Here is a 22,347-nt window from a genome sequence, read left to right as displayed (position 1 = left end):
GCTGCTTTGGGTGATGGCATTGAATGGTGGGTCATGACCCACCCTATGCATGTTCCGGGGGCGCGGGTGGTTAGATTAGAGGTTAGAACGCACCCAGTGCAGCCACGGTGCAAACAGCTCGGGCGTGCGCGCTGCGATTACCGAGCGCTGCATCTGCACGTCTTCCCAATAATTGTCGTGATGGAACGTGGCCAGGCTGCAACCGGCTTCTTCGGCAATCAGCGCGCCTGCTGCGTAATCCCATAGCTTTTGCGAACCGTGCAGCATCATGTCCACCTTGCCCGCCGCCAGATAGCACCAGTCCACCGTGGACGCGCCAAAGTTGCGATGGCTGCTGAACGGCGCCACGGTGACCACGCGCGCGGGCAGGCGGCCGGTTAGATATTTGGTGTCGACCAGCGCTATGCCGTCGCCGCTGACGATATCGGGGCTGGTGAGTGGCAGGGGTTTGCCATTCAGCCACGCGCCGTGGCCCGCCGCGGCGCTGAAACATTCATCGGTGACCGGCATGTACACCACGCCCAGCACCGATTTGCCTTCGCGCATCAACGCAATCGAAATCGCAAAAAATGGCAGGCCGTGCACAAAGTTGGTGGTGCCATCAATCGGATCAACCACCCACAGACCGTCGCGATGATGGTTGAGCAGATCAAGCTGCTCGTGCGTGGTCATCTCTTCGCCCAATACCGGATGTGGGGCCAGTTCGGGCAGTGCTTTGACCAGCGCCGCCTGACTGGATAGATCGGCCTCGGTAAACAGGCTGCCATCCTGTTTGCGGCCGCTGGCCACATTCAGAAAACGCGGCATGACCTCGCGTGCAGCTACTTCACGGGCAAGATCACACAGTCGGTTGAGCAGTTCCAGATCTGACACAAGCGGCTCCAGCAGCGGTGTTGGGGACGGCGCGCAACGTAGTCGTAACCATTGTGCTACGCACCAGGAGTCGATTGATTGTATGCGAGCAGAAAGTAATGGTCAGCCGGTTTTTTGCGTATTGCTTTGTCGGCGCGGGTTTGCACACGCTAAAACAGCCCGCGCTAAGGCGGGCTGTTTCGTTGTGCACCGCAAGTTACAACTTGCTTAGTACGGCCATTTCCAGTCTTTGACTTCCGGCATGTCGTCGCCGACTTCGTTGATGTAATGCTTGTGTTCCACCAACTTGTCTTCGAATTTCTGCCGGATATGCGCACCCTTGACGGCCAGATGCGGCACGCGGTCGATTACATCCATCGCCAGCGAATAACGGTCCACCTGGTTCATCACCACCATATCGAACGGCGTGGACGTAGTGCCGTTTTCGATATAACCACGCACGTGCAGGTTGTCGTGGCCGTTGCGACGATAGGTCAGGCGGTGGATCAGCCATGGGTAGCCGTGGAAGGCAAATACCACCGGCTTGTCGGTGGTAAACACCGAATCAAACTCATGGTCATCCAGGCCGTGCGGGTGTTCCACCTTGGGTTGCAGCGTCATCAGATCGACCACGTTCACAAAGCGGATTTTCAGGTCCGGGAAGTGTTGACGCAGCAAATCGGTGGCCGCCAGTGCTTCCATGGTCGGCACATCACCGGCGCAAGCCAGTACCACATCCGGCTCGCCGCCCTGGTCGTTGGACGCCCAGTCCCAGATGCCCACGCCTTTGGTGCAATGCTTGATGGCCTGTTGCATGGTCAGGTATTGCAGCGCCGGCTGCTTGCCCGCCACCACCACGTTGACGTAATGGCGCGAACGCAGGCAATGGTCTGTTACCGACAGCAGCGTGTTGGCATCAGGCGGCAGATAGACACGGATGACCTCGGCCTTCTTGTTGACCACGTGATCAATAAAGCCCGGATCCTGATGTGAGAACCCGTTGTGATCCTGACGCCATACGTGGCTGGTCAACAGATAATTGAGCGACGGAATCGGACGACGCCACGGAATATGGCGCGTGGTCTTCAGCCACTTGGCGTGCTGGTTAAACATCGAATCGATGACGTGGATAAACGCTTCGTAGCAGCTGAAGAAACCGTGGCGACCCGTCAGCAGATACCCTTCCAGCCAACCCTGGCAGGTGTGCTCGGACAGGATTTCCATCACGCGGCCGTTTTGCGCCAGGAAGTCGTTGTTGGTGTCTTCGTCGCGATATTCAGCCTGCCATTGCTTGCCGCTTACCTGATACACGTCTTGCCAACGGTTGGAGGCGTTTTCATCCGGCCCGAACAAACGGAAGTTTTTCGAGTCCAGATTTTCTTTCATTACATCGCGTAAAAACTTGCCCATTTCGCGCGTGGCTTCAGCCACGGCGTTGCCAGGGCGGTCAAATTTGACTTCGTATTTACGAAAGTCCGGCATGCGCAAATCACGCGAGGTAAGGCCGTGGACATGCTTGTTGGCGCCCATGCGCAGATCGTGTTCCGGCGCCAGTTCGGCCAGATCCGGGCGCAGCGCGCCGGTTTCGGTAAACAGTTCTTCCGGCTTGTAGCTCTTGAGCCAGTCTTCCAGGTTCTTGACGTGCTCGGGGGTCATGTCCGAGAACGGCACCTGGTGGCTGCGCCAGTAGCCTTCCACTTTTTTGCCGTCGATTTCAACCGGGCCGGTCCAGCCTTTGGGGCTGCGCAAAATGATCATCGGCCAGCGCGGACGGGTAACCGGCTTGCCTGCATCCTGTTCGGCTTTGGCCTTGCTCCGGATGTCCTTGATTTCGGCGTAGATGGTGTCGAGGGTCGCGGCCATGCGTTGATGCATGTCGGCGTAGTCATGCACGTCCTCGCCCACTTCAACAAAGTACGGCTTGTAGCCATAGCCTTCGAACAGCTTTTGCAGCTCGTCATGCGAAATGCGCGACAGCACGGTCGGGTTGGCGATCTTGTAGCCGTTCAGGTGCAGGATCGGCAGCACGGTGCCGTCATTAACCGGATGCAGAAACTTGTTGGAATGCCAACTGGTGGCCAACGGGCCGGTTTCGGCTTCGCCATCGCCCACCACGCAGGCAATCAGCAGATCCGGGTTATCAAAGGCCGCGCCGTAGGCATGCGACACGGCATAACCCAGTTCGCCACCTTCGTGCATCGAGCCCGGGGTTTCTGGCGCCACGTGCGACGGAATACCACCCGGAAACGAGAACTGCTTGAACAGACGCTGGATGCCTTCAGCATCGGTGCCGATATTGGGGTAGACCTCGCTGTAGGTGCCTTCCAGCCAGGTGTTGGCCACCAGACCCGGGCCACCGTGGCCAGGGCCTGCAATGTAAGCCACGGACTGGTTTTGGTCTTTGATCAGCCGGTTAAGGTGGACATAAATAAAGTTGAGACCCGGTGTGGTACCCCAGTGCCCCAGCAATCGCGGCTTGACGTGTTCGCGCTTGAGCGGTTGTTTAAGCAGGGGATTGTCGAGCAGGTAGATCTGACCTACAGACAGGTAGTTTGCTGCGCGCCAATAGGCGTGCATCTTGTCGACGAGATCGTTCGGGAGCGCTGATTGAGCCACGGTTCACCTCAGGGGTAAGGAAGATAACTGGGCGTTGTCCGCCAGATGCGGGCGGGCAGCGAATTGAGGCCAGTATATGCAGTGCCCGCCTGCGTCTTTCTGACGCATGTCAAAGCAAAGCGGGATTGCTAACTGGTCCCTACGGATTCGCGTAATGTGCCGCAGCGCCATTGCCTTGACGTTACGACGCGCAGCATCTACGCGTTTGGTCAGCCTAAGTGCCAGCAAGTGCCGTGAAAATATCCTGGCATATTTTGAAAAATATGCCGGTCAAATCCAGGACAGAAATGTAAAAAACGGAGAAGGGCTGACTACGCGCTCCGGCGGCATTGCACCTCCGGGGCGGCACTGCGCTGTCATGACGCGTGTTAGAAAAACACCAAGGTAACCAGCACAAACAGGGGCAACAAAACCGCCAGCGACCACAGCATATAGCCGAAGAATCCAGGCATCCTGACGCCACTTTGTTCCGCAATCGCCTTCACCATAAAGTTGGGCGCGTTGCCAATATAGGTGTTGGCGCCCATGAACACGGCGCCCATCGAGATCGCCAGCAAAGTGGAAGCAAACGGCCCCATCATGTGCTGCGCATCGCCACTGGCCAGGTTGAAGAACACCAGATAGGTTGGCGCGTTATCCAGGAAGCTGCTCAACAGCCCGGTCATCCAGAAATACATCACATCCACCGGCTGGCCGCTGGGCGAACTGACCAGCTTGATCAACGCCGCCAGATGTCCGGCCTCACCTGCGCGCAGGATGGCGATCGCAGGGGCGATGGTGATGAAGATGCCAATAAACAACTTGGCGACTTCGATGATCGGGAACCAGCTAAAGGCATTGCCGGTGCGGATGGCCTTGGGCGTGATCCATAGCGACAGTAGCGTTAGCGCCAGCAGAATCGTGTCGCGCACCAGACTTTCCAGCGCCACCGGCGTGCCGTAAATATCGAAAGAAGCGCCGCTACGCCAAAGACCGGACAGCAGCACCGCGCCGACCACACCTGCGATCAGCGCCACATTCCACAACCCGCTGATGCGCACCGGTTGCGGCGTTGTGGTCTCCGGCATGGCCACGGTTTGCTTGCGCCATAACCAGCTATCCAGCGCATAGAACACGGCCAGCAACACCACTGCGCAAAACGCCACGGACGGCAGCATGTGCTGCACCGTCCACATAAACGACACGCCCTGCAAAAAGCCCAGAAATAACGGGGGGTCCCCCAGCGGCGTTAAGCCGCCGCCGATATTGGCCACCAGAAAGATAAAGAACACCACCACATGTACTTGATCCTGGCGCTGGGCGTTGGCGCGCAGCAGCGGGCGTATCAGCAGCATGGCCGCGCCGGTGGTGCCCATGATTGACGCGAGCACCGTGCCCAACGCCAACAAGCCGGTGTTCAGCCGCGCCGAACCATGCAAATCGCCCGCCACCAGAATCCCGCCCGAGATCGTATACAGCGCCAGCAACAGCAAAATAAACGGAATGTATTCACCCATCAGCGCATGCACCACGGCGTGGGCCGAGGCATCAACGCCAAATGCGCCTGCGTATGGCAGCAATAAAGCCAGCGCCCAGAACGCAGCGATCTTGCCGAAGTGGTGATGCCAGAACTGGGGCGCCAGTAGTGGAAACAAGGCGATACTGAGCAGCGTGCCGGCAAACGGAATGCACCACGCCAGGGACAACGTTGCGCCATCGGGCGTGGTGCCGGCAGCGAGGGCCAGCGACGGTAACATCAAGCCCAGCACGCCAGTAAGGATGGGGCGGTATTTCGATAATGATCGGGACATCGGCACTCTTCAGGTCAGCACCGCTTATGCGGTAGCAATTACGATAAGCAAGCAGCCGGTGACCCGCACTGCCCACGCAGAGTGCCAGAAACACCCCACGCCCGGCAGTGTCCGATTACCGGGTGTTTACCAGGAACCGGTATTGGGCATCGACGCCCAAGGCTCTTGCGGCGCCAGGCGGGCACCCGCTTGCAGCAGTTCAATCGAGATATTGTCGGGCGAGCGCACAAACGCCATGTGGCCATCACGCGGCGGCCGCAGGATGGTTACGCCATGGTCCTGCAACCGTTGACAGGTGGCGTAGATGTCGTTGACTTCATAGGCCAGATGGCCAAAGTTGCGGCCACCGCTGTAGACCTCGGGGTCCCAGTTGAACGTAAGTTCGACTTGCGCATCTTCATCGCCCGGCGCGGCGAGATAAACCAACGTAAAGCGGCCTTTTTCGTGCTCGGTGCGGCGCACTTCCTGCAGGCCCAGCGCATCGCGATAGAACGCCATCGAGGCTTCAAGATCCGTCACTCGGACCATGGTGTGGAGGTATTTCATGGAGGGTTTACGCCTTGCAAAAGAGGGGAAAGCCGCGTCGCCGCAGGGTTTGGCACTGCGCCGCGCCAGCATTGATCAATGTGTAGCGCACTATATCGCAGGCCAGCCCGGGTTTGAATATTGCAGCCGCCGCGCCGGATGTGCAGCATAGAGGCCGCTTTACCGGCAGCGGTTCCCGCTGTCGGCCTTCGCGCTCATCAGAACAAACGATAAGGACAGCTATGACTGCGTTGCGGGTGGCCCTGCTGGGCGAATGCATGATCGAATTACAAGAACGCGAAGGCGGTTTGCTGCAACGCAGTTTTGGCGGAGACACGCTCAACACCGCGGTCTATCTGGCGCGCTTGCTGCGCGACCATGCTGCCAGCGTCAGCTACGTCACCGCGCTGGGTGACGATGCGCTTAGCCAGTCCATGCTGGAGCACTGGAAAGGCGAGGGCATTGATACCTCCCTCGTGCAACGGCTGCCGGGCCGGGTGCCTGGACTGTACCTGATCCAGGTGGACGCCCATGGCGAGCGCACCTTTAGCTACTGGCGCGATACCAGCGCTGCCAAAGCGTATTTCGACATCGAGGCATCGCCGCTCGAAACCGAACTCGACCGCATCGACGTGCTGTACTTCAGCGGCATCAGCCTGGCCATCCTGCCCGAGGCGGGCCGCGAACGCTTGCTGGCAGCGGCGCAGACATTACGCGAACGCGGCGCACGGGTCGTCTTTGATAACAACTACCGCCCCCGGCTTTGGTCCGACAGCGCCCACGCCCGCGCTTGGTATCAGCGCGCCTTTGCGCTGAGCAATATCGCGCTGATTACGCTGGACGACCACATCGCCATGCAGGCTGCGGCATGTACGACGGCCGAAGCACTAGCGCAAGTGTGGGCCCTGCCGACGCCCGAAGTGGTGGTCAAACAAGGCGGCGCCGACACATTGGTGCGCCTGGCGGGCCACACGCCGATCTCGATTCCCCCCGCACCTGTAGCGCAAGTCGTGGATACCACCGCCGCGGGCGATTCATTTGCCGCAGGCTATCTGGCCGCGCGCCTGTCAGGCCTCGCCGCCAGCGCCGCCGCCGCCAGCGGCAACACCCTGGCTGGCACCGTCATCCAGCATCGCGGCGCCATCATCCCCAGCGATGCCATGCCCGCCCTTGGTTTGTAATCGGGCGACGGCATCATGCTGAATGAATGTCGGGGCAGGGCTTGACAGCTGTAAGGCGCGTCTCTAAGATTGCGGACTCGTTGGGTCGTTAGCTCAGTTGGTAGAGCAGCGGACTCTTAATCCGTAGGTCGAGTGTTCGAGCCACTCACGACCCACCAGCGAAATTATTAGCGATCAGGCCACTCTGCGGAGTGGCCTTTTTGTTTGGTGTTTCCGGCATCTTTGCAGGCCTGTTCCAGGCCAACGCCAGGAATGATCTGGCCATAAAACCGCCCCGCATCCCCGCTTGTGGCGCCTGGCTCGTTTTGTTACAGTGCGCCTGCCTTTTGTTGCCGCCCGCAGGTCGTGTTTTATCGCTGCGCCTGCCCACCAAAAGTCTGCTGAGGGCTACGCTGCTACGTAGCCCTTTTCCTTTTCAGCCCGCCTGCGGAGCCACGCCATGACCTCATACGATTCCGACGATCAACAAGACAACAACGCGCTTTCCGAAGGCGAAATCGCAGGCGCGATCCAGTTTCTGCAAGAGCAGTCGGGCCTGGCGCTGACGGCGGAACAGCTGACCGATCTGCTGGTGGATTGGGAGCACGTGCGCGAAAACATCATCGAATGGGGCCTGGACGACCCGGCCACATCCGAAGACCTGTGCAACGCGCTGGCCACCGATGTGCTGGACGAACCGTGGCCGGCTGCCGACGACGCTGACGCGCTGGCCGAGTTTCTGCCGCGCCTGCGCGCTGCCGCGGGCAAACGTGGCTATGCACTTGCACCCTAAGCGCACGCGACGTCAACTGTGAGGCGCGGCACTGCTGTCTACGCCACGCCTTACAGTGATTCGATTGCCCTGCGCAAACGGCGGCCTTATCCTTGTTTTCTTTTGAATTAGATACACATCGCTTCCATGTCGACTTCCAACCTTGCCCAAGCGCTGCAAAGCGCCATCGGCGGCCAGAGCAAACGTAAACAATTGCAGCTGGTCACCGAGGAAATGTATCGCCGCTATGCCGTCCTGCGGGAGAACCGGCCGCTGGCGATCGGCACTGGCGATGTGCTGGCCGCAGCGCTGCCGCATTTCGACGCCACCGTGATCAGCCGCGCGCTGAGCAACCACTGTGCGCGCATCTCCTATCAGAAGCAGCTGGCCAAAGGCGGCCGCCGCTTTAACCTTAACGGCAAGCCCGAAGGCGAAGTGGACGAAGGCGCCAAAACCCACGCCCAGGCGCTGGTGGATGCGGCCCAGGAAAAAGCCAAAGCCGCCGCAGCCGCCACCAAGGGGGCTTCCACTGCGGCAAAAGCTGACGTAGAATCCGCCTCCGCTGCAGATGACGCCGCCGATCAGGCCTGAGCCCATAGCAGCAAAATTGCAGAAATGTAAAAAAGTTTCAAAAAAGTTGGTGTGAGTGGTTGACGGCCTAAAAGGCCTTCGGCATAATCGCTGGCTCTTTGGGTCGTTAGCTCAGTTGGTAGAGCAGCGGACTTTTAATCCGTTTGTCGCAGGTTCGAATCCCGCACGACCCACCAAAGATTCAAGCACTTAGGCTACCCTTCGGGGTGGCCTTTTTGCTTTTCGGCCTCCGTGTAGACTAGGTGTAGACAAAACCTTGATGGGTTGGCGGCTTGCCCAATCGCTTCCTCAGGCTCTTAACCGTCCTCGGTGTCAGAAAATGCGCAATCACACTAAATGCGCCTAACTGGGGTTTTAGCAAACTGCTGTCAAGTGTATGTGTTGGCTTAGCATAAAGGCGGAATGCGGCCTCCGGCGGGGTTAAACCCCTACTTGCTTGCCATGCCCACATTCTGCGGGTTACATAAAAACGGTGGATTTTGGCCATTTTTTTGCTAACCTGGAGTCATTTGGCCAAGGCATGGAAGTTTTCGCTTTCTCGCCACAGGTCTTTTCCTAATGCTGACCAGCATATAAGTAACTTGTTATAGTGCATCGATGACAACGCTTCGCATCTCCACTCGCATGCTTGAATGGGCAGCAAACAATGCCCACACTGGCCTTCAGGATTTGGCGGAGCGCATTGTGGGCCAAAGCCGCATTGAACAGTTCCTCAGTGGCGAGATGACCGCCAAACAACTGGAGAAGTTGGCAAACCTGTCGCGGGTTCCGTTCGGTTTTTTCTTCCTGAGCGAACCACCTGTTCTGCAAGCCCGGATTCCTGATCTGCGCCAAGCTCCTTATCCAACGCCGTTAACAAGTGATTTTTGGGATACGCTTGATGACGTGCAAGCGAAACAGTCTTGGTATGAAGAATACGTTACTGAGATGGGGTTGCCGGATGTAGCCGTGGTCGGTTCCGTAGACATGAACGCGGCTTCTCCCGCTGTCGTTGCTTCGCAGATCAAAAGTTCGCTTGGGGTTACGGCGCAGGATCGCGCCAGTTGCGGAACACCCGCCGAGTACTTTTCTTTGCTGTCTGAACGAATTGAAACCCTAGGCATTCTTGTTTTTAAGAACGGTGTAGTGGGGTTCAATAACAAGCGCCAGCTATCTGTTTCCGAATTCCGTGGTTTTGCACTTGCAGATAAGAAGGCCCCTTTGATTTTTATAAATGGGCATGATGCGGAAGCTGCATGGGTATTCACACTGTTGCATGAATTAGCCCACATCTGGGTTGGTGAAAGCGGTGTGAGCGACACTTCGGTTAGTTCGGCGCACAGTCCCCATACGCGTGTGGAACGGTATTGCAATCAAGTAGCGGCGGAGTTCTTGACGCCAGTCGAAGAGTTTCAGGCGAAGTGGGCAGAGCAAGCCGACGCGCCATTCATTGCTTTATCGCGTCACTTTAAGGTCAGCTCGTTGGTGATTGCCAGGCGTGCATTTGACTTTGGGTACATCTCTTGGGATGAGTACGTTGCATTTGCGAACTCGCTACCAAAGAAAAAAGGCACTGGGGGAGACTTCTGGCGGATTGTTCCAGTGAAGAACAGCAAGCGTTTTACTCGTGCAATCGTCAACAGCGCCATGAATGGCCGGACGATGCTCCGGGAAGCTGCAGGTCTGCTGCACGTGAAGCCTGACGGTGTTTTCAAGCTTGATAAGCAATTCAAACAATAATGCCCAGATACCTGTTCGACTCCAATATCTTCATCCAGGCCAAGAATTTCCATTACCACTTTGGGTACTGCGCTGCGTTCTGGGATTGGGTGGCCGCTGCGCATGAAGCTGGATTGGTGTTTAGTACTCAAAGTGTACGTTCGGAATTGCTGCGAGGCGATGCCGACGATGTGTTGGTCAGATGGGTGCATGAACGGCTGCCCGACACCTTCTTCATCGACGATCTACGCGATGCAAACGTGATGACGCACTACGGGGCCGTACAGCAAGTCGCTATTGACCGAAATCATTACCAACTCGCTGCCCTAAGGCAGTTTGCTGACATCAATTACGCTGATGCGTTTTTGATCGCGGCAGGAAGGGCATACGGCTATACCGTTGTATCGTTTGAAGCTGGACTGATGCAACGGAAAAACAGGGTAATGCTTCCTGATATTTGCCAGCTTTATGGCGTTCGTACAGAAGTATTCTGGGATGTTTTACGCAACCACTGCTCGGGAACGTTTGTCCTTCGCGTTCCGGAGTGAACCTTGTTCGTATGCTTGACGTTCTTAAGGGTGTGACGGGGCATGCTTCACCATCTTTCGTTTGCTTTTGCAGACTTGTGGCGCGGCCCATTTCTACGACTCAATGTTCGCGCCATTGGGTTATGTGCGGGTCTGGGCAGACGGCTCCGCTATTGGTTAGGCTAGGAAGAGGGGGCGATAGGTTGAGCTCAAACTGGCGGCGGAGACTATCTCGACTCCCGGCGAGGGCTTCCTTCTTGCGTTTTCCGCTGATTCACGCGCTGCGGTTGATGAATTTTACGCGGCTGCGTCGCGTTATGGTGGTAGAGACAACGGCCAACCTGGTTTGCGCCGCTTGAATCCAGAGTCTTGGAGTGGCACAGATGGCACCGCAACTATTGGAAGGCAGACCAGATGAATGGGAAGCCTTCTTCCTTCTTGGTGATCGCAATCGCGTTGAATCGTACGGAAGAAGGGTTTCGTAATATCCATTTCATATCTGTGCCAGCGATGTCCGGCTGCGGTCGAGTATCCCAAGTCGTCGGGGGCCAAGTTGCTGCTTCAAGCAGGCCAAAAGAAAAGTGTAAGTAGTTGCCTGGGAACCCAAAATACTCTGTCTTCCAGTAGAGAGTGAATTTGCTGGATTGATCTTTTTCCAGCTCCAGAGCGTCACTTCCACAACCGTCGGCAAATGTAGAGCGGTTCAATGTTAGGCTTAGTGGATGGATGCGAAATCTGTGTGGCCACCAAGGATTGATGCCAACGAATGTTACGGACCGGATGTCTTCATCGTCCTCATACATGATCTGCAGAAGTGCATCCGCAAAGCGATAGGACTCAACCCCTGCCGCTTTATGGTGGGGTTCCCCTAGCAGCTCTTTAATCTTGCCCTTGTACGCATAAGGGCGCACTACTTCTAGCAGGTTTGAGGGCGCAAGCTGATAGCCGATTTTTGGCGGCCACAGCTTTTTTCGTAGATACGAGAGTGGGCCTTTCAGAGCGTTGCTAACGCTTTTGATTAATGGCCATTCAGTCCCGATCATAGCTCCCTCGGTATTGGATTTGTTCGTTCTCTAGATCGGTCCGGCTCATTGCTACAAGGCCTTGGTAACCCACATATAGCCCTACTAACAGGATGAGAACACCGGATACAAACGGTGCCTTGCGGGCGAAATCGCCAAATCCATTCCAGCGTTTGGATCGGGCATGGTACGGGACCACCCGTCAGGCCAAGAACGATAATCTGGCTTGTCGTTGTGTGCCGATTGACGAAACGGCGGGGATGTTGTTGGCGTGGGGCGCGTTCGTGCGCATCCTGGTATTCACCGACTGCCATGTTGATGATGTCGGCCTCGTGCGCGTGGCCATGTTCAGAGAACATCACGTTGTAGTCGTGGGTATGGCCACTATGACCCAGCGATAAGCGGGCGGTGAAATTCAACGCGGTTAATTTTATAAGTGTACCGAATTCTAGTAATTATGCGGCTTTTGTGGCCATGTGGATATGTAGATCAACGTAGTCGAACATTTAGAGCAGCGGACTTTTAATCCGTTTGTCGCAGGTTCGAATCCCGCACGACCCACCAAAGAATCAAAAGCAGACAGGCCATCCTTCGGGGTGGCCTTTTTGTTTTGGGCGCGTGGTCGACGCCATGTCGACCGATTACAGACCGCTTCGAGCTGCGGCACCGGCAAGCCCGACTCTAAACGACCTCAACTGTTGGCACGCTGGCAGCCGGAGTAGCAACAAAGCCGGGATCACTGCGACGGGCGCTGCGATCGATATTGCAAAATGGCGCATGGTGGCTTTCAGTTCTTTATCAGGTCGCAGCTGACCGCTTCTGAGGCGCCTTGCCAAAAACAAAAGGCCCGCGCACCTGGCCAACATCTACGGCCCATTTTCTTGTAATTGCGGTCTCGCTGGCGCTCGTTGCCAACGTCATTTCGCAACCTGAATCCATCACAGACGCCTGAGCCGCCTGTCACCTAATCTCGCGTTCGATCGACACATCAATCACAGCGAAGGATGGGACGGCATGCGGCAATATCTCCTGGAATTAGTGACCGCGGCGCGTACACACACGTCGGCTCCGCATCTCGCATCCATCGCCATTTTAGTGGTCATTTCTGCTACCGCATCGTTGACAGGCTGCGGTCTTGCCGCGCTGCCCGGTGCTGTTGGCGCCGTACCCGCCACCCGGACGGTAACCAGGGGCGTTCCCAAATATGATGTGGACCCGCAGGTGATCTACCGGATTGATGATCACCGGTACGTCACACTCGAAAACTACCCGTCATGCGTCCACAAGAGCCGCTACGACGATCTGGGGCAGGTGTTTTATCACGATGACAAGCAAGCGATAAAAGCGGAATTGCCCGGTGGCTTCGCAATTTATCAAGGCCGACTCGTTGTTGATGCGCCTGGTGGAAAGAATCTGGCATTTCCTGCATCTCCGGCGGGCATTTGTGGGGACAAGGGCACCGGCGCGGCGATAGCGTATTCGACGGACAGTGGTCGCACTTGGCAAGCGCTGTCTTATATCGACTTCGGCTGCGATCCCGACAGCACGAAAAATTTTTCCATCGTCGCCACGGACGCGGCCATCTTCGTCGAAAATTCTACGTACAGGACCTATCTTGGCACTCGATACCCGATCGCCCCTGGTATCGACTACCGCAAGCCACCACTGCCCGCTGGCTATGAAGTAACGTACGGCGTGCCGCTGCCCAAAGCGAAGACACCTTCCGGAATGGAACATGTCGTCTGCGACCCTTCCATCACCGCTCGCAGCGTGACCTACATCAAGCCCGATTCGGTGCCGCAAATACGGTGACGCACCATGGCTGAAGGTCAATTCAAGCATCGGCACGCCGAACCCACGCGCATTGTTTCTCCGACGACGGACCATAACGGCAGAACCTCGTGGGAATCTATCCATTCTCCCTCTGGCTATGGCGTGCGTGCCGAATGCCAGGTGCGTTCCCATTTACCTGGGCTGGTTATTTTCGTCCATGGCGTGAACTCGCAGGGCGAGTGGTACGCAGCGGCCGAAGCCGCGTTATGCAATGGTTTGAATACGCGCCTGGGACGCGATGGGACCAGTGATAAGTTGAGGCCCATCATTTATCTTGAAAAAGATCGCAACGAAAGGCCCATTCGGCGGACGCCGCGGCCAGAACCAGACTGCGCTATTCCCAACTCCCCCGTCATCCGCTTCTACTGGGGCTACCGCGCTCCCGACGGGGAAGAAACCCGGTACCGCATTCCGCTGCGCAATCTGGCCGGCGACGATTTCCATAGTTACACCCCAGAAAAACAGCAACAGATCGCCGCAGGCCAAATCAAGGATGCCGGGCCGTTTTACTGGGGTGGTGGGCCATTCCAGAATGGTTGCAATGCGTTGCCCATGATGTGGAGCGAGCGGGGTTTCAGCAAATGGGCCTGGTTAGGGCCACTGCCGGTTAGCGCACAGGCCATCAACACGGCAGCGGATCGGCAACTGCAAGCCTCACCCCCGCGCACCTATTACGCCCACGCGGCCAGGCGGCTGGCGGATCTGGTCGCCCGGATACGCAGTGCCTACCCGTCCGATACGGTCACCATCGTCAGCCACAGCCAAGGCACGATGGTGGCATTGGCCGCATCCGCCATCAGCCCGCCGGACGCACTGTTTCTGATGAATTCGCCCTACGCACTGGATGACAAGTTCACCGACACGCTGACCTCGGGCAACCAGCGTGCCACCGTCAGAGCGCGGCAGAAGACCCTGATCAATATCGTCCAGAAAATTGGCAAGAACACCACCCGTCTCAAAAACAACCCGGACAAGCCGCTTTATACCGGCGCCAGCACCGACGAAAACGGTCTGATTTGCGGCTGGAAGCCCGATGCCTCCAGCTCGCACAAAGGCACAGGCGGCAAGATGATTCCCGAACGCGACAACCATGGCCGTACCTACGTCTATTTCAGCCCGCATGACCGCATCATGGGCTTGTCGGCGCTGCAGAGTATCGGCTGGCAAGGGCTGCCCAATGATGAAAAAAACACGCCCGTTCTGGATCAGTGCAAGGGCTTGCTGTTCCAGCGCATGCTGGCGCGCAATGCGCCGTGCGGCGTCGCGCCGCTTGCCAAAACGCCGTACGGCACACTACCCGACATGGTGCCCACCCCCGAAAATCCTCAAGGAAAGCCATTCTGGGATGGTAACGAGAAAGTGCTGGGCGTGTCGGATCTGTGGACTGTGCCACCCCGTGGCCAGACCGTGAATATCAATGCCGAGGAAGTACCCTATCCGATCAGCCCGCAAGACATGGCGAATTTTGATGAGCCCAAAAACACCAGCGCAGAGGTCGATGGCGAACACGGAATGGGTTGGGGGCAAATCCATCCGCAAACCCAAAAGCCGGTGGATGAAGATTTCAGATACTTCGCCAGCATCTACCAGCCGGAGCGCTACGTGGACGACACCAGCGCGCTAGCCCGTTATCAGAATGGCGCGAACATGCAGCGGACGCCGACCCGGCTGGAAACCCGTGACGAAATGTTGGCGCGCATCAACCGCTATCACGCCGAACCCACAGACCACAGCCGATTGCCCGCCCACTCGTTGTTTATGGAGCGGGTGGTGGCTTATGACCTGCCCATCGGCCATTGCGATGCGGGTAGTGATCTCGACTTTATGGCGCAACTGCGTCGCGACGCCGACTGGACCTGGAGTGATCCTTATCTGCAAACCGGCACGTTGTCGGTGCCCACCATGCCGCCCGAGATTGACCCCGAAACCGTGCAGGACGAAGTAGGCCAGCGCGAGCAGCAGCACAAGGCGTACGGGCATTGACCGACCCTTCGAATTGCCCCCAATCGGTGCCAATCAGCACGCCGCAATCATTCACTCCCCAGCGCCAAAGCCAGATAAGCCTGCACCGCATGCCCTGGCTCTTCTAGACGGCTGATCAATACCAGATTGGCCATCAGCTCCGGCGCCTTCAGTGCCCGATACGTCAGCCCCGGAATACGCACTTGCTGCAGCGGCGCGGGCACCAAAGCAACGCCCAGGCCCGCCGCCGCATGTGCCAACACACTCAGCGTGCTGCTGGAACGCCGTGCCACGCTAAAGCCATTGCCCAGACGGTGGCTCAGCAATTCATATAGCGGCTCGTGCGCATCGTGGGCGTCGTACAGGATCAGCGCCTGCCCAGCCAACTGGTCCAGCGTAAGGTCGGCGTGTGCCGCCAGCGGATGGTCCTCCGCCAGCGCAACCAGCAAGGTCCAGTCGCCAATCCGCTGCGCCTTGATGCCCGGCGCGCTGGTGGTGGGATTGTCCGGCGTATAACCCACATCGATCTGTCCAGCCAGAATGGCCGCCGCCTGCTGCAGCGGCCCGACTTCCTCGATGACCAGATCCGCATCGGGATAGCGCTGATGAAACTGGCGCAGATGCCGGGTTAGCTTGCCGCTAAAAATCGCATTGCCCGCAAAGCCCACGCGCACGCGCCCGGTTTCCCCGCGCAATGAACGTGCGATCGTCTGGCGCGTATGTTCCACCTGTTCCAGTGTACGGCGCGCCTCGGCTTGCAATAGCAAACCGGCTTCGGTCAACTCAACGCGCCGACTGGTCCGGATAAACAGCGGCCCGCCCAGCTCATCTTCCAACGCCTTGATCTGCATACTTAGCGCTGGTTGTACGATATGCAGACGCGCCGCCGCCCGGCCGAAATGTCCCTCTTCAGCGACGGCTAAAAAATAGCGCAAATGGCGTAAATCCAAGCGGCGCACCTCATCAATAAAAGTGATAGATCGGTCATATCTATCTATTTGAGTTTCAACGCAATGGCTCGCAAACTGGCTCGCATTCACACACATCTGGAGCAAATGTCATGCAAAACCGCCTTGAAGACCGCCAGCAACTCAACGACCTGATCAATGGCTGGATGCATCGGGACCTGGGTCAATGGGATCAGCTGCGCAACTTGTTCCACCCGGATGGCACCATCGAAATCACCTGGTTTGAAGGCCTGGCCAGCGATTTTGTCACGGGCTCAATGCGTATGGGCGCTTCGGATTTGCGCACCAAACATCTGATCGCCACGCCGACGGTCACGTTTAACGCGGACGGCACCAAAGCCATCCTCGAAACCAACGCCATGATCGTGGGCGAGAACATCAAGCTGAACCTCGGCTGCGAATGCCATAACCGGTTTTACGATCTGGCCGAAAAGCGCGATGGCGTCTGGAAGCTGTTTCATCGCCAGAGCATTTACGATATGGGCACGTTTACCTTTCCGCTGGGGCCGGTGGCCATCGACGCGGCCATCGTCGGCAAATACCCGCGTGAATACGCCACGCTGGCGTACCTGCTGGAACAAAGTGGCTTTCCGCTGCAACGCGTGTTTGCCACGCGCGGCAGCCAGCTCGAAGCCGACATGAAAGCGGCGGCGCAACGCTGGCTGGCGGCGTAATGCGCTGACGCCGGCAAACACCGTGGCCGCGGCAACACCCCGCCGTGCATGACAGATTTGTAATTCCACCGTCATGCCGGCGTGGCGCACCGCCGCGCATTATGGCGTCTCACACTCACCAGAGACGCCCCATGCAACCTATCCTCCGCACCTTGCTCGCCAGCGCCGCTTGCGCCGGCATCCTTAGCCCCGCTTTCGCCGCAGACGCAAGTACCGGCCCCATCAAGAACATCGTGCTGGTGCACGGCCAGTTTGCCGATGCATCGGGCTGGAAGCCGGTCTACGACATCCTCACCCAGGACGGCTACAACGTCAGCCTGGTGCAGCCGCCCGAAACCTCGCTGCCCGACGACGTCGCCGCCACCCAACGTGTGCTGGCGCAGCAAAATGGCCCCGCTATTCTGGTTGGTCACAGCTACGGCGGCGCCATCATCACCGAAGCGGGCAACGACGCCCACGTGGCCGGGCTGGTCTACATCGCCGCGCACATGCCCGATGACGGCGAATCGACCGGCTTTAACAAAAACAAAATGCCCGGCCTGATCAAGTCGATCAAAACCACGGCCGATGGCTTTCTGTATATCGACCCCGCGCATTTCCACGCCGATTTCGCCGCCGATTTGCCCGCCGCGCAGGCTGAATGGATGTCGCACGCGCAAGTGATGCCCGCCGCCATCGTCAATAACACGCCGATTACCCACGCCGCATGGCACACCAAGCCGACGTGGTACATGGTGGCAAAACAAGACCACACCATTAGCCCGGATCTGGAACGCGTGTACGCCGCCCGCGCGCATAGCCACACGGTGGAGGTGGACGGTGCGCACACCATTTATATTTCGCAGGCCAAAGCGGTGGCACAGATGATTGAGCAGGCCGCGCAGACCGCCGCGCAATAAGCGCCGGGCCAGCGAGGAGCGGCCCGCGCCGCCTCGCAGGCGTCACCCCGCCTTGGGCCGCAGCATTGCCAGGATGATTGCGAGCTTGCCGCCACCCCTGCCCGCGCGCGGATCAATCCGCGCCGTTGGTGGTCGCGCGTGCATGCCGCCACGGCCAGCGCATCGCTGCGGCGGATTGCCAGCGCGGATCAGTTTGTCGGCTCGCAAAACGAGATCTTGTCGCGCAACGCCTTGCCCGCTGCGGCAGGGTCGCCGCCCAAGGGCAAGGTCACCGAGACCGCGCTATGCGTGGTCTTGCTCTTGGGCACCAGTCCGGGCCAATGCGTTTCTTTCCACGTCGCAATCCAGTCCAGTTGCCCCGACGACCGCGGCACAAAGCGCAGCAGCAAATAACCATCAAAATCCTCGCTGCAATGCGGCGAGTGCTTATAGTCGCGCTCAAAAAAACACGCGCGTATCGACTTGCCGCAGCCAAAAGGTAACGTCGCCACGACGGGCTTGGCGGCATGCGCGCCATTGGGCTGCAATTCCACCATATCGACGTTATCCCAATGCCCACCACCGCCCGAATACCCCTCAGACCAACCCGCCACCAGCGCAACCGCATAGCGCGTGCCACCCAGGGGGTACAACGCCGGGTAAATCTCCAACGGCGTGGCATCGCTACCCACGTCCACGCGTTCCGCCGGCTGGTAATCCGAGAAATCCCACTGTTGCAGCACTTTCCAACCTGCACCCGACGCGTAACTGAGCTGCAATAACTGCGGGCCAGGCACGATGGCGTAATAGCTGCCCGCAGCGCCGCCTTTGGCTTGATACAGCTTCGGCGGCTTTTCCACGCCATCGCCTTGGGCATCCGCAGCACAAGCCGCCTTGGCCAAGGCACACACGCTGCGCGACCACGCGGGGTCGGGCAGGGCGGCTTTTGCAACTTCGGTAAACGCCACGGCGCGCGGCTCGCTGGTTGCCGCAAACGCGGACGGGGTGGCCAGCGCGAGTAGGGCCGCTGTGGCGGCTGGCCAGAGCGCGGCGCGAGGGTGGGCAAGTAGGGTCATCCGGGTTGTGTTTCCATCGGGTGGTGCGTACGCAGGCTGGAGTAATCCACGGAGGCGTAAGTGAGGAGCAAGACGCAGGATTCTGTTAATCCTGTCAGCATCCGTCAATGCTGACATTCCCCGCGCAAAAAGTACGCCTGTTTTGAGCGTGCAGCTTGCAAATGGGCGAGTATTTTGCAAGGTCGCGCTGGCCGGGCGGCAAGCGGCTCCAATACTGGCGTTGTCGCAAACGCTTGATTCCGGCAAGTGTCCTTGAAACGCGCAAGCCGCGCGCCGCCTTGCATACAGCCCGATGCAACGCGCCGACCAACGTCGGGTGGGCAGGGATTAACGGCGTGGGGCGTTGCGAAGATTTTGCCGCAGTCCACCCGGTCAGGCGCGGCAAGCAGCGCAACCGTTGGTACCGCAATAACGCAACATTCATCTGACAACCGCTGTGTTGCCTACGGCATACGGCGATGCGTTGCGCTTGCGTGCGCGGTAATATAGCGTCTTTGCGGCTGCAAGCATTACGAGAAGCCCGCGCCCCCGTTCAGGCGCAGGTTCAAAACAATAAACAGAAAAAGTTTGTCGGCAATGATACTGACTTCGTTTTTATTCGGCGCCATCACGGTGGCGTGGTGGGCTCTGGTCTGGTTTGTGCTGCCGTTCGACTTGCGCCGCCTTAGCATTCCCGCGCTGATCACCTTGCATGTGGGCGTGCCGGTGGCGCTTAACGCGGCGGTGCTGGTCTTTCGCCGTTGGCGCGCGCGGGCGCAACGCGTGAAAGCGGCATTGGCGGTGCAGCAAGAAAACCAGGCGCAGCAGCAACGCATCGATGCCGCGCGCGCCGCGCACAACGCGCAGTTGGCCGAACGCCGCGTGTCCATGCAATGCCGTGGCGCGTGGATCAACGCACTGATCCAGTCCGAGCCGCTGGCCCCCTTGCCCGATGCCGATCTGCTTGAAGTCGCCGAGCGCACGCGCGGTGACTGGGCCGAGGGCGTACACGCCGCGCTGGTCGATTTGTTCGGCAAGGCGCTGGCGCAGATTCCGGGCAATGCCTGGTTGCCGGTCTATGTATTACCCAATCCGCAACAAGATGGTCTGGCGCAGCTGGAGCTGGTGCGCAAGGCGTGGCAACAGGCGGCGCAATCTGCGGAGCTGGAATCCGCCCCGGCGCAGGCCGATTGCAAGTTTCTGCCTGGGTCCGGCGCGCTGGTCGATCGCGTGCTGGCTTTGCTGGCCAATGATCCCGGCCTGCCCGGTTGCCTGGTGCTGGGCGTGGATTCACTCACCGAAATGCTCGATCAGGCCGAAGACGACGGCGATATGCCCGATGCCGAGACGCTCAAGCAGCGCGCCATCCGGGGCCAGCCTGGCCGCGCCGCCGCCTTGCTTTTGTTTACCCGCCCGGGCCTGCAAGCCAGTACTGCGGAATTTGCCCCCGCCGTCGCCACCGACGCCTACACCCCGTATTGGGAACAACAACGCAGCGCTGAAGCCGGCCAGCTGAGCTGGGGCCGCGTGCCCACCCATCTGCAGCAGGGCGTGGTGGCGGCCGCGCCGTTGGCGCAAGTGGCGGCCGGAGCGCAGGTGCTGAACACCGAAGCCAAAGGCAACGCCCTCACGCGCCAGGTACAAGGCGCGCTTGAAGCCGCGCTCATCAACGCCAATCTGCGCGATCTGCCGTTTGATGCGGTGGACGCCGAGCCACCGCCGCTGGCTGCGCAACGACTGGTGCACAACAGCGGCGGCGTGGCACAGGCGGGCGTGCGCTTGTCTGCGCTGGCGCTGGCGCTGGGTTACTTTGGTTGCGAGATCAATGTGGTGGACGAAGCCGATAACCTGACCATCACCTTTGGCGACACCGGCGCAGCGCACGAGCCGCTGTCGCTGGCCGTGGCCGCGCTGCGTGTGGCCGACACCGGCGCGCCGGCCGTGGTGGCGCAGTTTGATGCCGCGCAAACCTTCAATATCAATGTGCTGACGCCGGCACAGGAGCCCGCATGAAAAAAGTGATCCGCCTGGGCGATACCACCGACCACGGTGGCACCGTCACCAGCGCCTCGGCCACCGCCAGCACCATGGGCAAGGCCATTGCCTGCGTCGGCGACAAAGTCAGTTGCCCCAAACATAACCACGGCACCACCACCATCGTCGAAGGCGACCCCACCTGGACCATCGATGGCAAGGCGGTGGCGCTGGAAGGGCACAAAACCAGTTGTGGCGCGGTGTTGATCGCGTCCGTAGAAAATACGGCCAAAGGCTGACAAGGTAAAAATCCAGATGGCAGATCAAGCAATGCAGCAACGCGTAGAACAACTTCTGGCCCCGATCAGCGACGGGCTGCCCGCAGGTGAAGACCTGGCGTATTCGCCCTTGTTCGACCAGATCCGCGAGGCGCGCCGCGCCGATGATCCGTCGCTGGCGGTGGGTGATTGGGTAACGTCGGTCAAGACCGCTGACTGGCGTCGCGCGCGACAGCTCAGCGAAGAAGCGCTCACGCGCCAGAGCAAAGATCTGCAGCTGGCGGTGTGGTTTGCCGAGGCCAATACGCGGCTGGATGGCTTTGGCGGTTTGCGCGTCGGCTTTGGCGTGCTTAATGGTTTGCTGGAGCGTTACTGGACCACGCTGTGGCCCGAGCTGGACCCGGACGATCTGGACGAACGGGTGGGCAAGTTTGAATGGCTCAATGTCCAGCTGGGCGCGGCCATCCGCGAGATTGCGCTCACCTCGGCGCAATCGGGCGCGTATGACTGGTATCGCTATAAAAGCTCGCGCGATGTGGAAAACATCGGTCTTAAAGACCGTGATGCGCGCGAGCGCGCGATTGCGGAAGGCGGCTTGCCCGGCGAGGTGTTTGATAAGGCGGTACAGGCTTCGGGTGCCGGGTTTTATGCCACGCTCAGCCAGCAAGTCAGCGCAGCGCGGGCGGAATTTGATGCGCTGGATGCGCAAATAGATGTGCGCTTTGGCCATGCCGCCCCCAACCTCGCCGAAATCCGCAAGGCATTGCAGGACTGCGCTGAAGTGGTGGCGCGTTTGCTGGAACAATGTGGCGGCGCCGTCACCCCCGCAGGAGCAGAAACCGTGAGCAACGCAGACGTCATTCCCGCCAGCGTGGGCACGCTGGATGCACCGCTGGCGCCAGCTCAGCCGCACGCTGCCGTGGTTAACCAGGGCCCGGTGCAGACGCGGGCGCAGGCCGTGCAACAGCTGCGCGCAGTGGCCACGTATTTCCGCACTTACGAACCGCACAGCCCCGTGGCGCTGCTGGCCGAACGCGCCGCCCGCTGGGCCGAAATGCCGCTGGAAGACTGGCTGAAGACGGTGATCAAAGACGACTCCACGCTGTCGCAACTGCGCGAACTGCTGGACATCAAAAACGAATCGTAAAACCCGAAACCCCGGTATCAACATA

Annotated in this window: 19 protein-coding genes and 2 tRNA genes; 14 read left to right on the top strand and 7 right to left on the bottom strand. The window is 59.0% G+C overall.

What is annotated here, in order from left to right; genetic code table 11:
• Nucleotides 1-75: 75 nt before the first annotated feature.
• The 4 genes from WG78_RS13105 to WG78_RS13090 all read right to left on the bottom strand — a co-directional run bounded on the left by WG78_RS13105 (nt 76) and on the right by WG78_RS13090 (nt 5,804).
• A complete protein-coding gene (locus WG78_RS13105) occupies nt 76-864 on the bottom strand; it encodes an inositol monophosphatase family protein (protein WP_053938564.1) in 789 nt (262 codons plus the stop codon).
• A 216-nt stretch (nt 865-1,080) separates the two neighbouring features.
• Nucleotides 1,081-3,468 (bottom strand): phosphoketolase family protein, encoded by a 2,388-nt coding sequence (locus tag WG78_RS13100; protein WP_236692038.1) that lies wholly within the window; start codon nt 3,466-3,468, stop codon nt 1,081-1,083.
• Between the two features lie 368 nt (nt 3,469-3,836).
• The gene (locus WG78_RS13095; protein ID WP_053938291.1) at nt 3,837-5,258 is read right to left on the bottom strand and encodes a sodium:proton antiporter; all 1,422 of its coding nucleotides are present in this window, start codon (nt 5,256-5,258) and stop codon (nt 3,837-3,839) included.
• Between the two features lie 126 nt (nt 5,259-5,384).
• The gene (locus WG78_RS13090; protein WP_053938290.1) at nt 5,385-5,804 is read right to left on the bottom strand and encodes a VOC family protein; all 420 of its coding nucleotides are present in this window, start codon (nt 5,802-5,804) and stop codon (nt 5,385-5,387) included.
• Between the two features lie 221 nt (nt 5,805-6,025).
• Between WG78_RS13090 and WG78_RS13085 the strand changes: the two genes are divergently transcribed.
• The 7 genes from WG78_RS13085 (at nt 6,026) to WG78_RS13055 (ending at nt 10,552) form a co-directional block, all read left to right on the top strand.
• Complete coding sequence (locus WG78_RS13085) at nt 6,026-6,964, top strand: sugar kinase (protein WP_053938289.1); 939 nt, start codon at nt 6,026-6,028, stop codon at nt 6,962-6,964.
• Between the two features lie 82 nt (nt 6,965-7,046).
• Nucleotides 7,047-7,122: transfer RNA gene (locus WG78_RS13080), tRNA-Lys, on the top strand.
• 281 nt (nt 7,123-7,403) lie between these two features.
• A complete protein-coding gene (locus tag WG78_RS13075) occupies nt 7,404-7,736 on the top strand; it encodes a hypothetical protein (protein ID WP_053938288.1) in 333 nt (110 codons plus the stop codon).
• Nucleotides 7,737-7,862: 126 nt separating this feature from the next.
• Entirely contained in the window at nt 7,863-8,306 is a 444-nt protein-coding gene (locus tag WG78_RS13070) for a ProQ/FINO family protein (protein WP_053938287.1), read from the top strand.
• Between the two features lie 100 nt (nt 8,307-8,406).
• Nucleotides 8,407-8,482 (top strand) — tRNA-Lys (locus WG78_RS13065).
• Nucleotides 8,483-8,903: 421 nt separating this feature from the next.
• Nucleotides 8,904-10,025: an ImmA/IrrE family metallo-endopeptidase gene (locus WG78_RS13060; RefSeq protein WP_053938286.1), complete on the top strand. Its 1,122-nt coding sequence runs from the start codon at nt 8,904-8,906 to the stop codon at nt 10,023-10,025.
• Complete coding sequence (locus WG78_RS13055) at nt 10,025-10,552, top strand: DUF4411 family protein (RefSeq protein WP_053938285.1); 528 nt, start codon at nt 10,025-10,027, stop codon at nt 10,550-10,552. The genes WG78_RS13060 and WG78_RS13055 overlap by 1 nt, the downstream gene beginning before the upstream one ends.
• Nucleotides 10,553-10,926: 374 nt before the next feature.
• Here the strand turns inward: WG78_RS13055 and WG78_RS13050 are convergent, their stop codons facing one another.
• The gene (locus WG78_RS13050) at nt 10,927-11,574 is read right to left on the bottom strand and encodes a hypothetical protein (protein ID WP_053938284.1); all 648 of its coding nucleotides are present in this window, start codon (nt 11,572-11,574) and stop codon (nt 10,927-10,929) included.
• A 993-nt stretch (nt 11,575-12,567) separates the two neighbouring features.
• On the opposite strand from WG78_RS13050, the gene WG78_RS13045 reads away from it, so the two are divergent.
• Both WG78_RS13045 and WG78_RS13040 read left to right on the top strand, forming a co-directional pair.
• On the top strand, nt 12,568-13,365 hold the full coding sequence (locus tag WG78_RS13045) for a T6SS immunity protein Tli3 family protein (RefSeq protein WP_152969192.1): 798 nt from the start codon (nt 12,568-12,570) through the stop codon (nt 13,363-13,365).
• A 6-nt stretch (nt 13,366-13,371) separates the two neighbouring features.
• The gene (locus WG78_RS13040) at nt 13,372-15,369 is read left to right on the top strand and encodes a T6SS effector phospholipase Tle3 domain-containing protein (RefSeq protein WP_083459060.1); all 1,998 of its coding nucleotides are present in this window, start codon (nt 13,372-13,374) and stop codon (nt 15,367-15,369) included.
• Nucleotides 15,370-15,416: 47 nt separating this feature from the next.
• On the opposite strand, the gene WG78_RS23260 is transcribed toward WG78_RS13040, so the two are convergent.
• Nucleotides 15,417-16,298: a LysR substrate-binding domain-containing protein gene (locus tag WG78_RS23260; RefSeq protein ID WP_053938563.1), complete on the bottom strand. Its 882-nt coding sequence runs from the start codon at nt 16,296-16,298 to the stop codon at nt 15,417-15,419.
• A 110-nt stretch (nt 16,299-16,408) separates the two neighbouring features.
• Between WG78_RS23260 and WG78_RS13030 the strand changes: the two genes are divergently transcribed.
• Nucleotides 16,409-16,990 carry a nuclear transport factor 2 family protein gene (locus tag WG78_RS13030; protein ID WP_053938281.1) on the top strand — a complete coding sequence of 194 codons (582 nt, stop codon included), beginning with the start codon at nt 16,409-16,411 and terminating at the stop codon, nt 16,988-16,990.
• 131 nt (nt 16,991-17,121) lie between these two features.
• A complete protein-coding gene (locus WG78_RS13025; protein WP_053938280.1) occupies nt 17,122-17,889 on the top strand; it encodes an alpha/beta hydrolase in 768 nt (255 codons plus the stop codon).
• 188 nt (nt 17,890-18,077) lie between these two features.
• Here the strand turns inward: WG78_RS13025 and WG78_RS13020 are convergent, their stop codons facing one another.
• Nucleotides 18,078-18,944 carry a hypothetical protein gene (locus WG78_RS13020; protein ID WP_053938279.1) on the bottom strand — a complete coding sequence of 289 codons (867 nt, stop codon included), beginning with the start codon at nt 18,942-18,944 and terminating at the stop codon, nt 18,078-18,080.
• Nucleotides 18,945-19,511: 567 nt separating this feature from the next.
• Here WG78_RS13020 and WG78_RS13015 point away from each other — a divergent pair.
• Genes WG78_RS13015 through tssA form a run of 3 tightly spaced genes read left to right on the top strand, consistent with a single transcriptional unit; the run spans nt 19,512 to nt 22,322 of the window.
• The gene (locus WG78_RS13015; protein ID WP_152969190.1) at nt 19,512-20,936 is read left to right on the top strand and encodes a hypothetical protein; all 1,425 of its coding nucleotides are present in this window, start codon (nt 19,512-19,514) and stop codon (nt 20,934-20,936) included.
• The gene (locus WG78_RS13010) at nt 20,933-21,196 is read left to right on the top strand and encodes a PAAR domain-containing protein (protein ID WP_053938277.1); all 264 of its coding nucleotides are present in this window, start codon (nt 20,933-20,935) and stop codon (nt 21,194-21,196) included. Before WG78_RS13015 ends, WG78_RS13010 begins: the two co-directional genes overlap by 4 nt.
• Nucleotides 21,197-21,212: 16 nt before the next feature.
• Complete coding sequence (tssA, locus tag WG78_RS13005; RefSeq protein ID WP_236692037.1) at nt 21,213-22,322, top strand: type VI secretion system protein TssA; 1,110 nt, start codon at nt 21,213-21,215, stop codon at nt 22,320-22,322.
• Nucleotides 22,323-22,347: the final 25 nt, after the last annotated feature.

It is taken from the genome of Amantichitinum ursilacus, from assembly GCF_001294205.1.
GTDB classification, from domain to species: Bacteria; Pseudomonadota; Gammaproteobacteria; order Burkholderiales; family Chitinibacteraceae; genus Amantichitinum; species Amantichitinum ursilacus.
The sequence above is the reverse complement of the archived record's forward strand: the minus strand, read 5'-3'. Positions and strand labels throughout refer to the sequence as shown.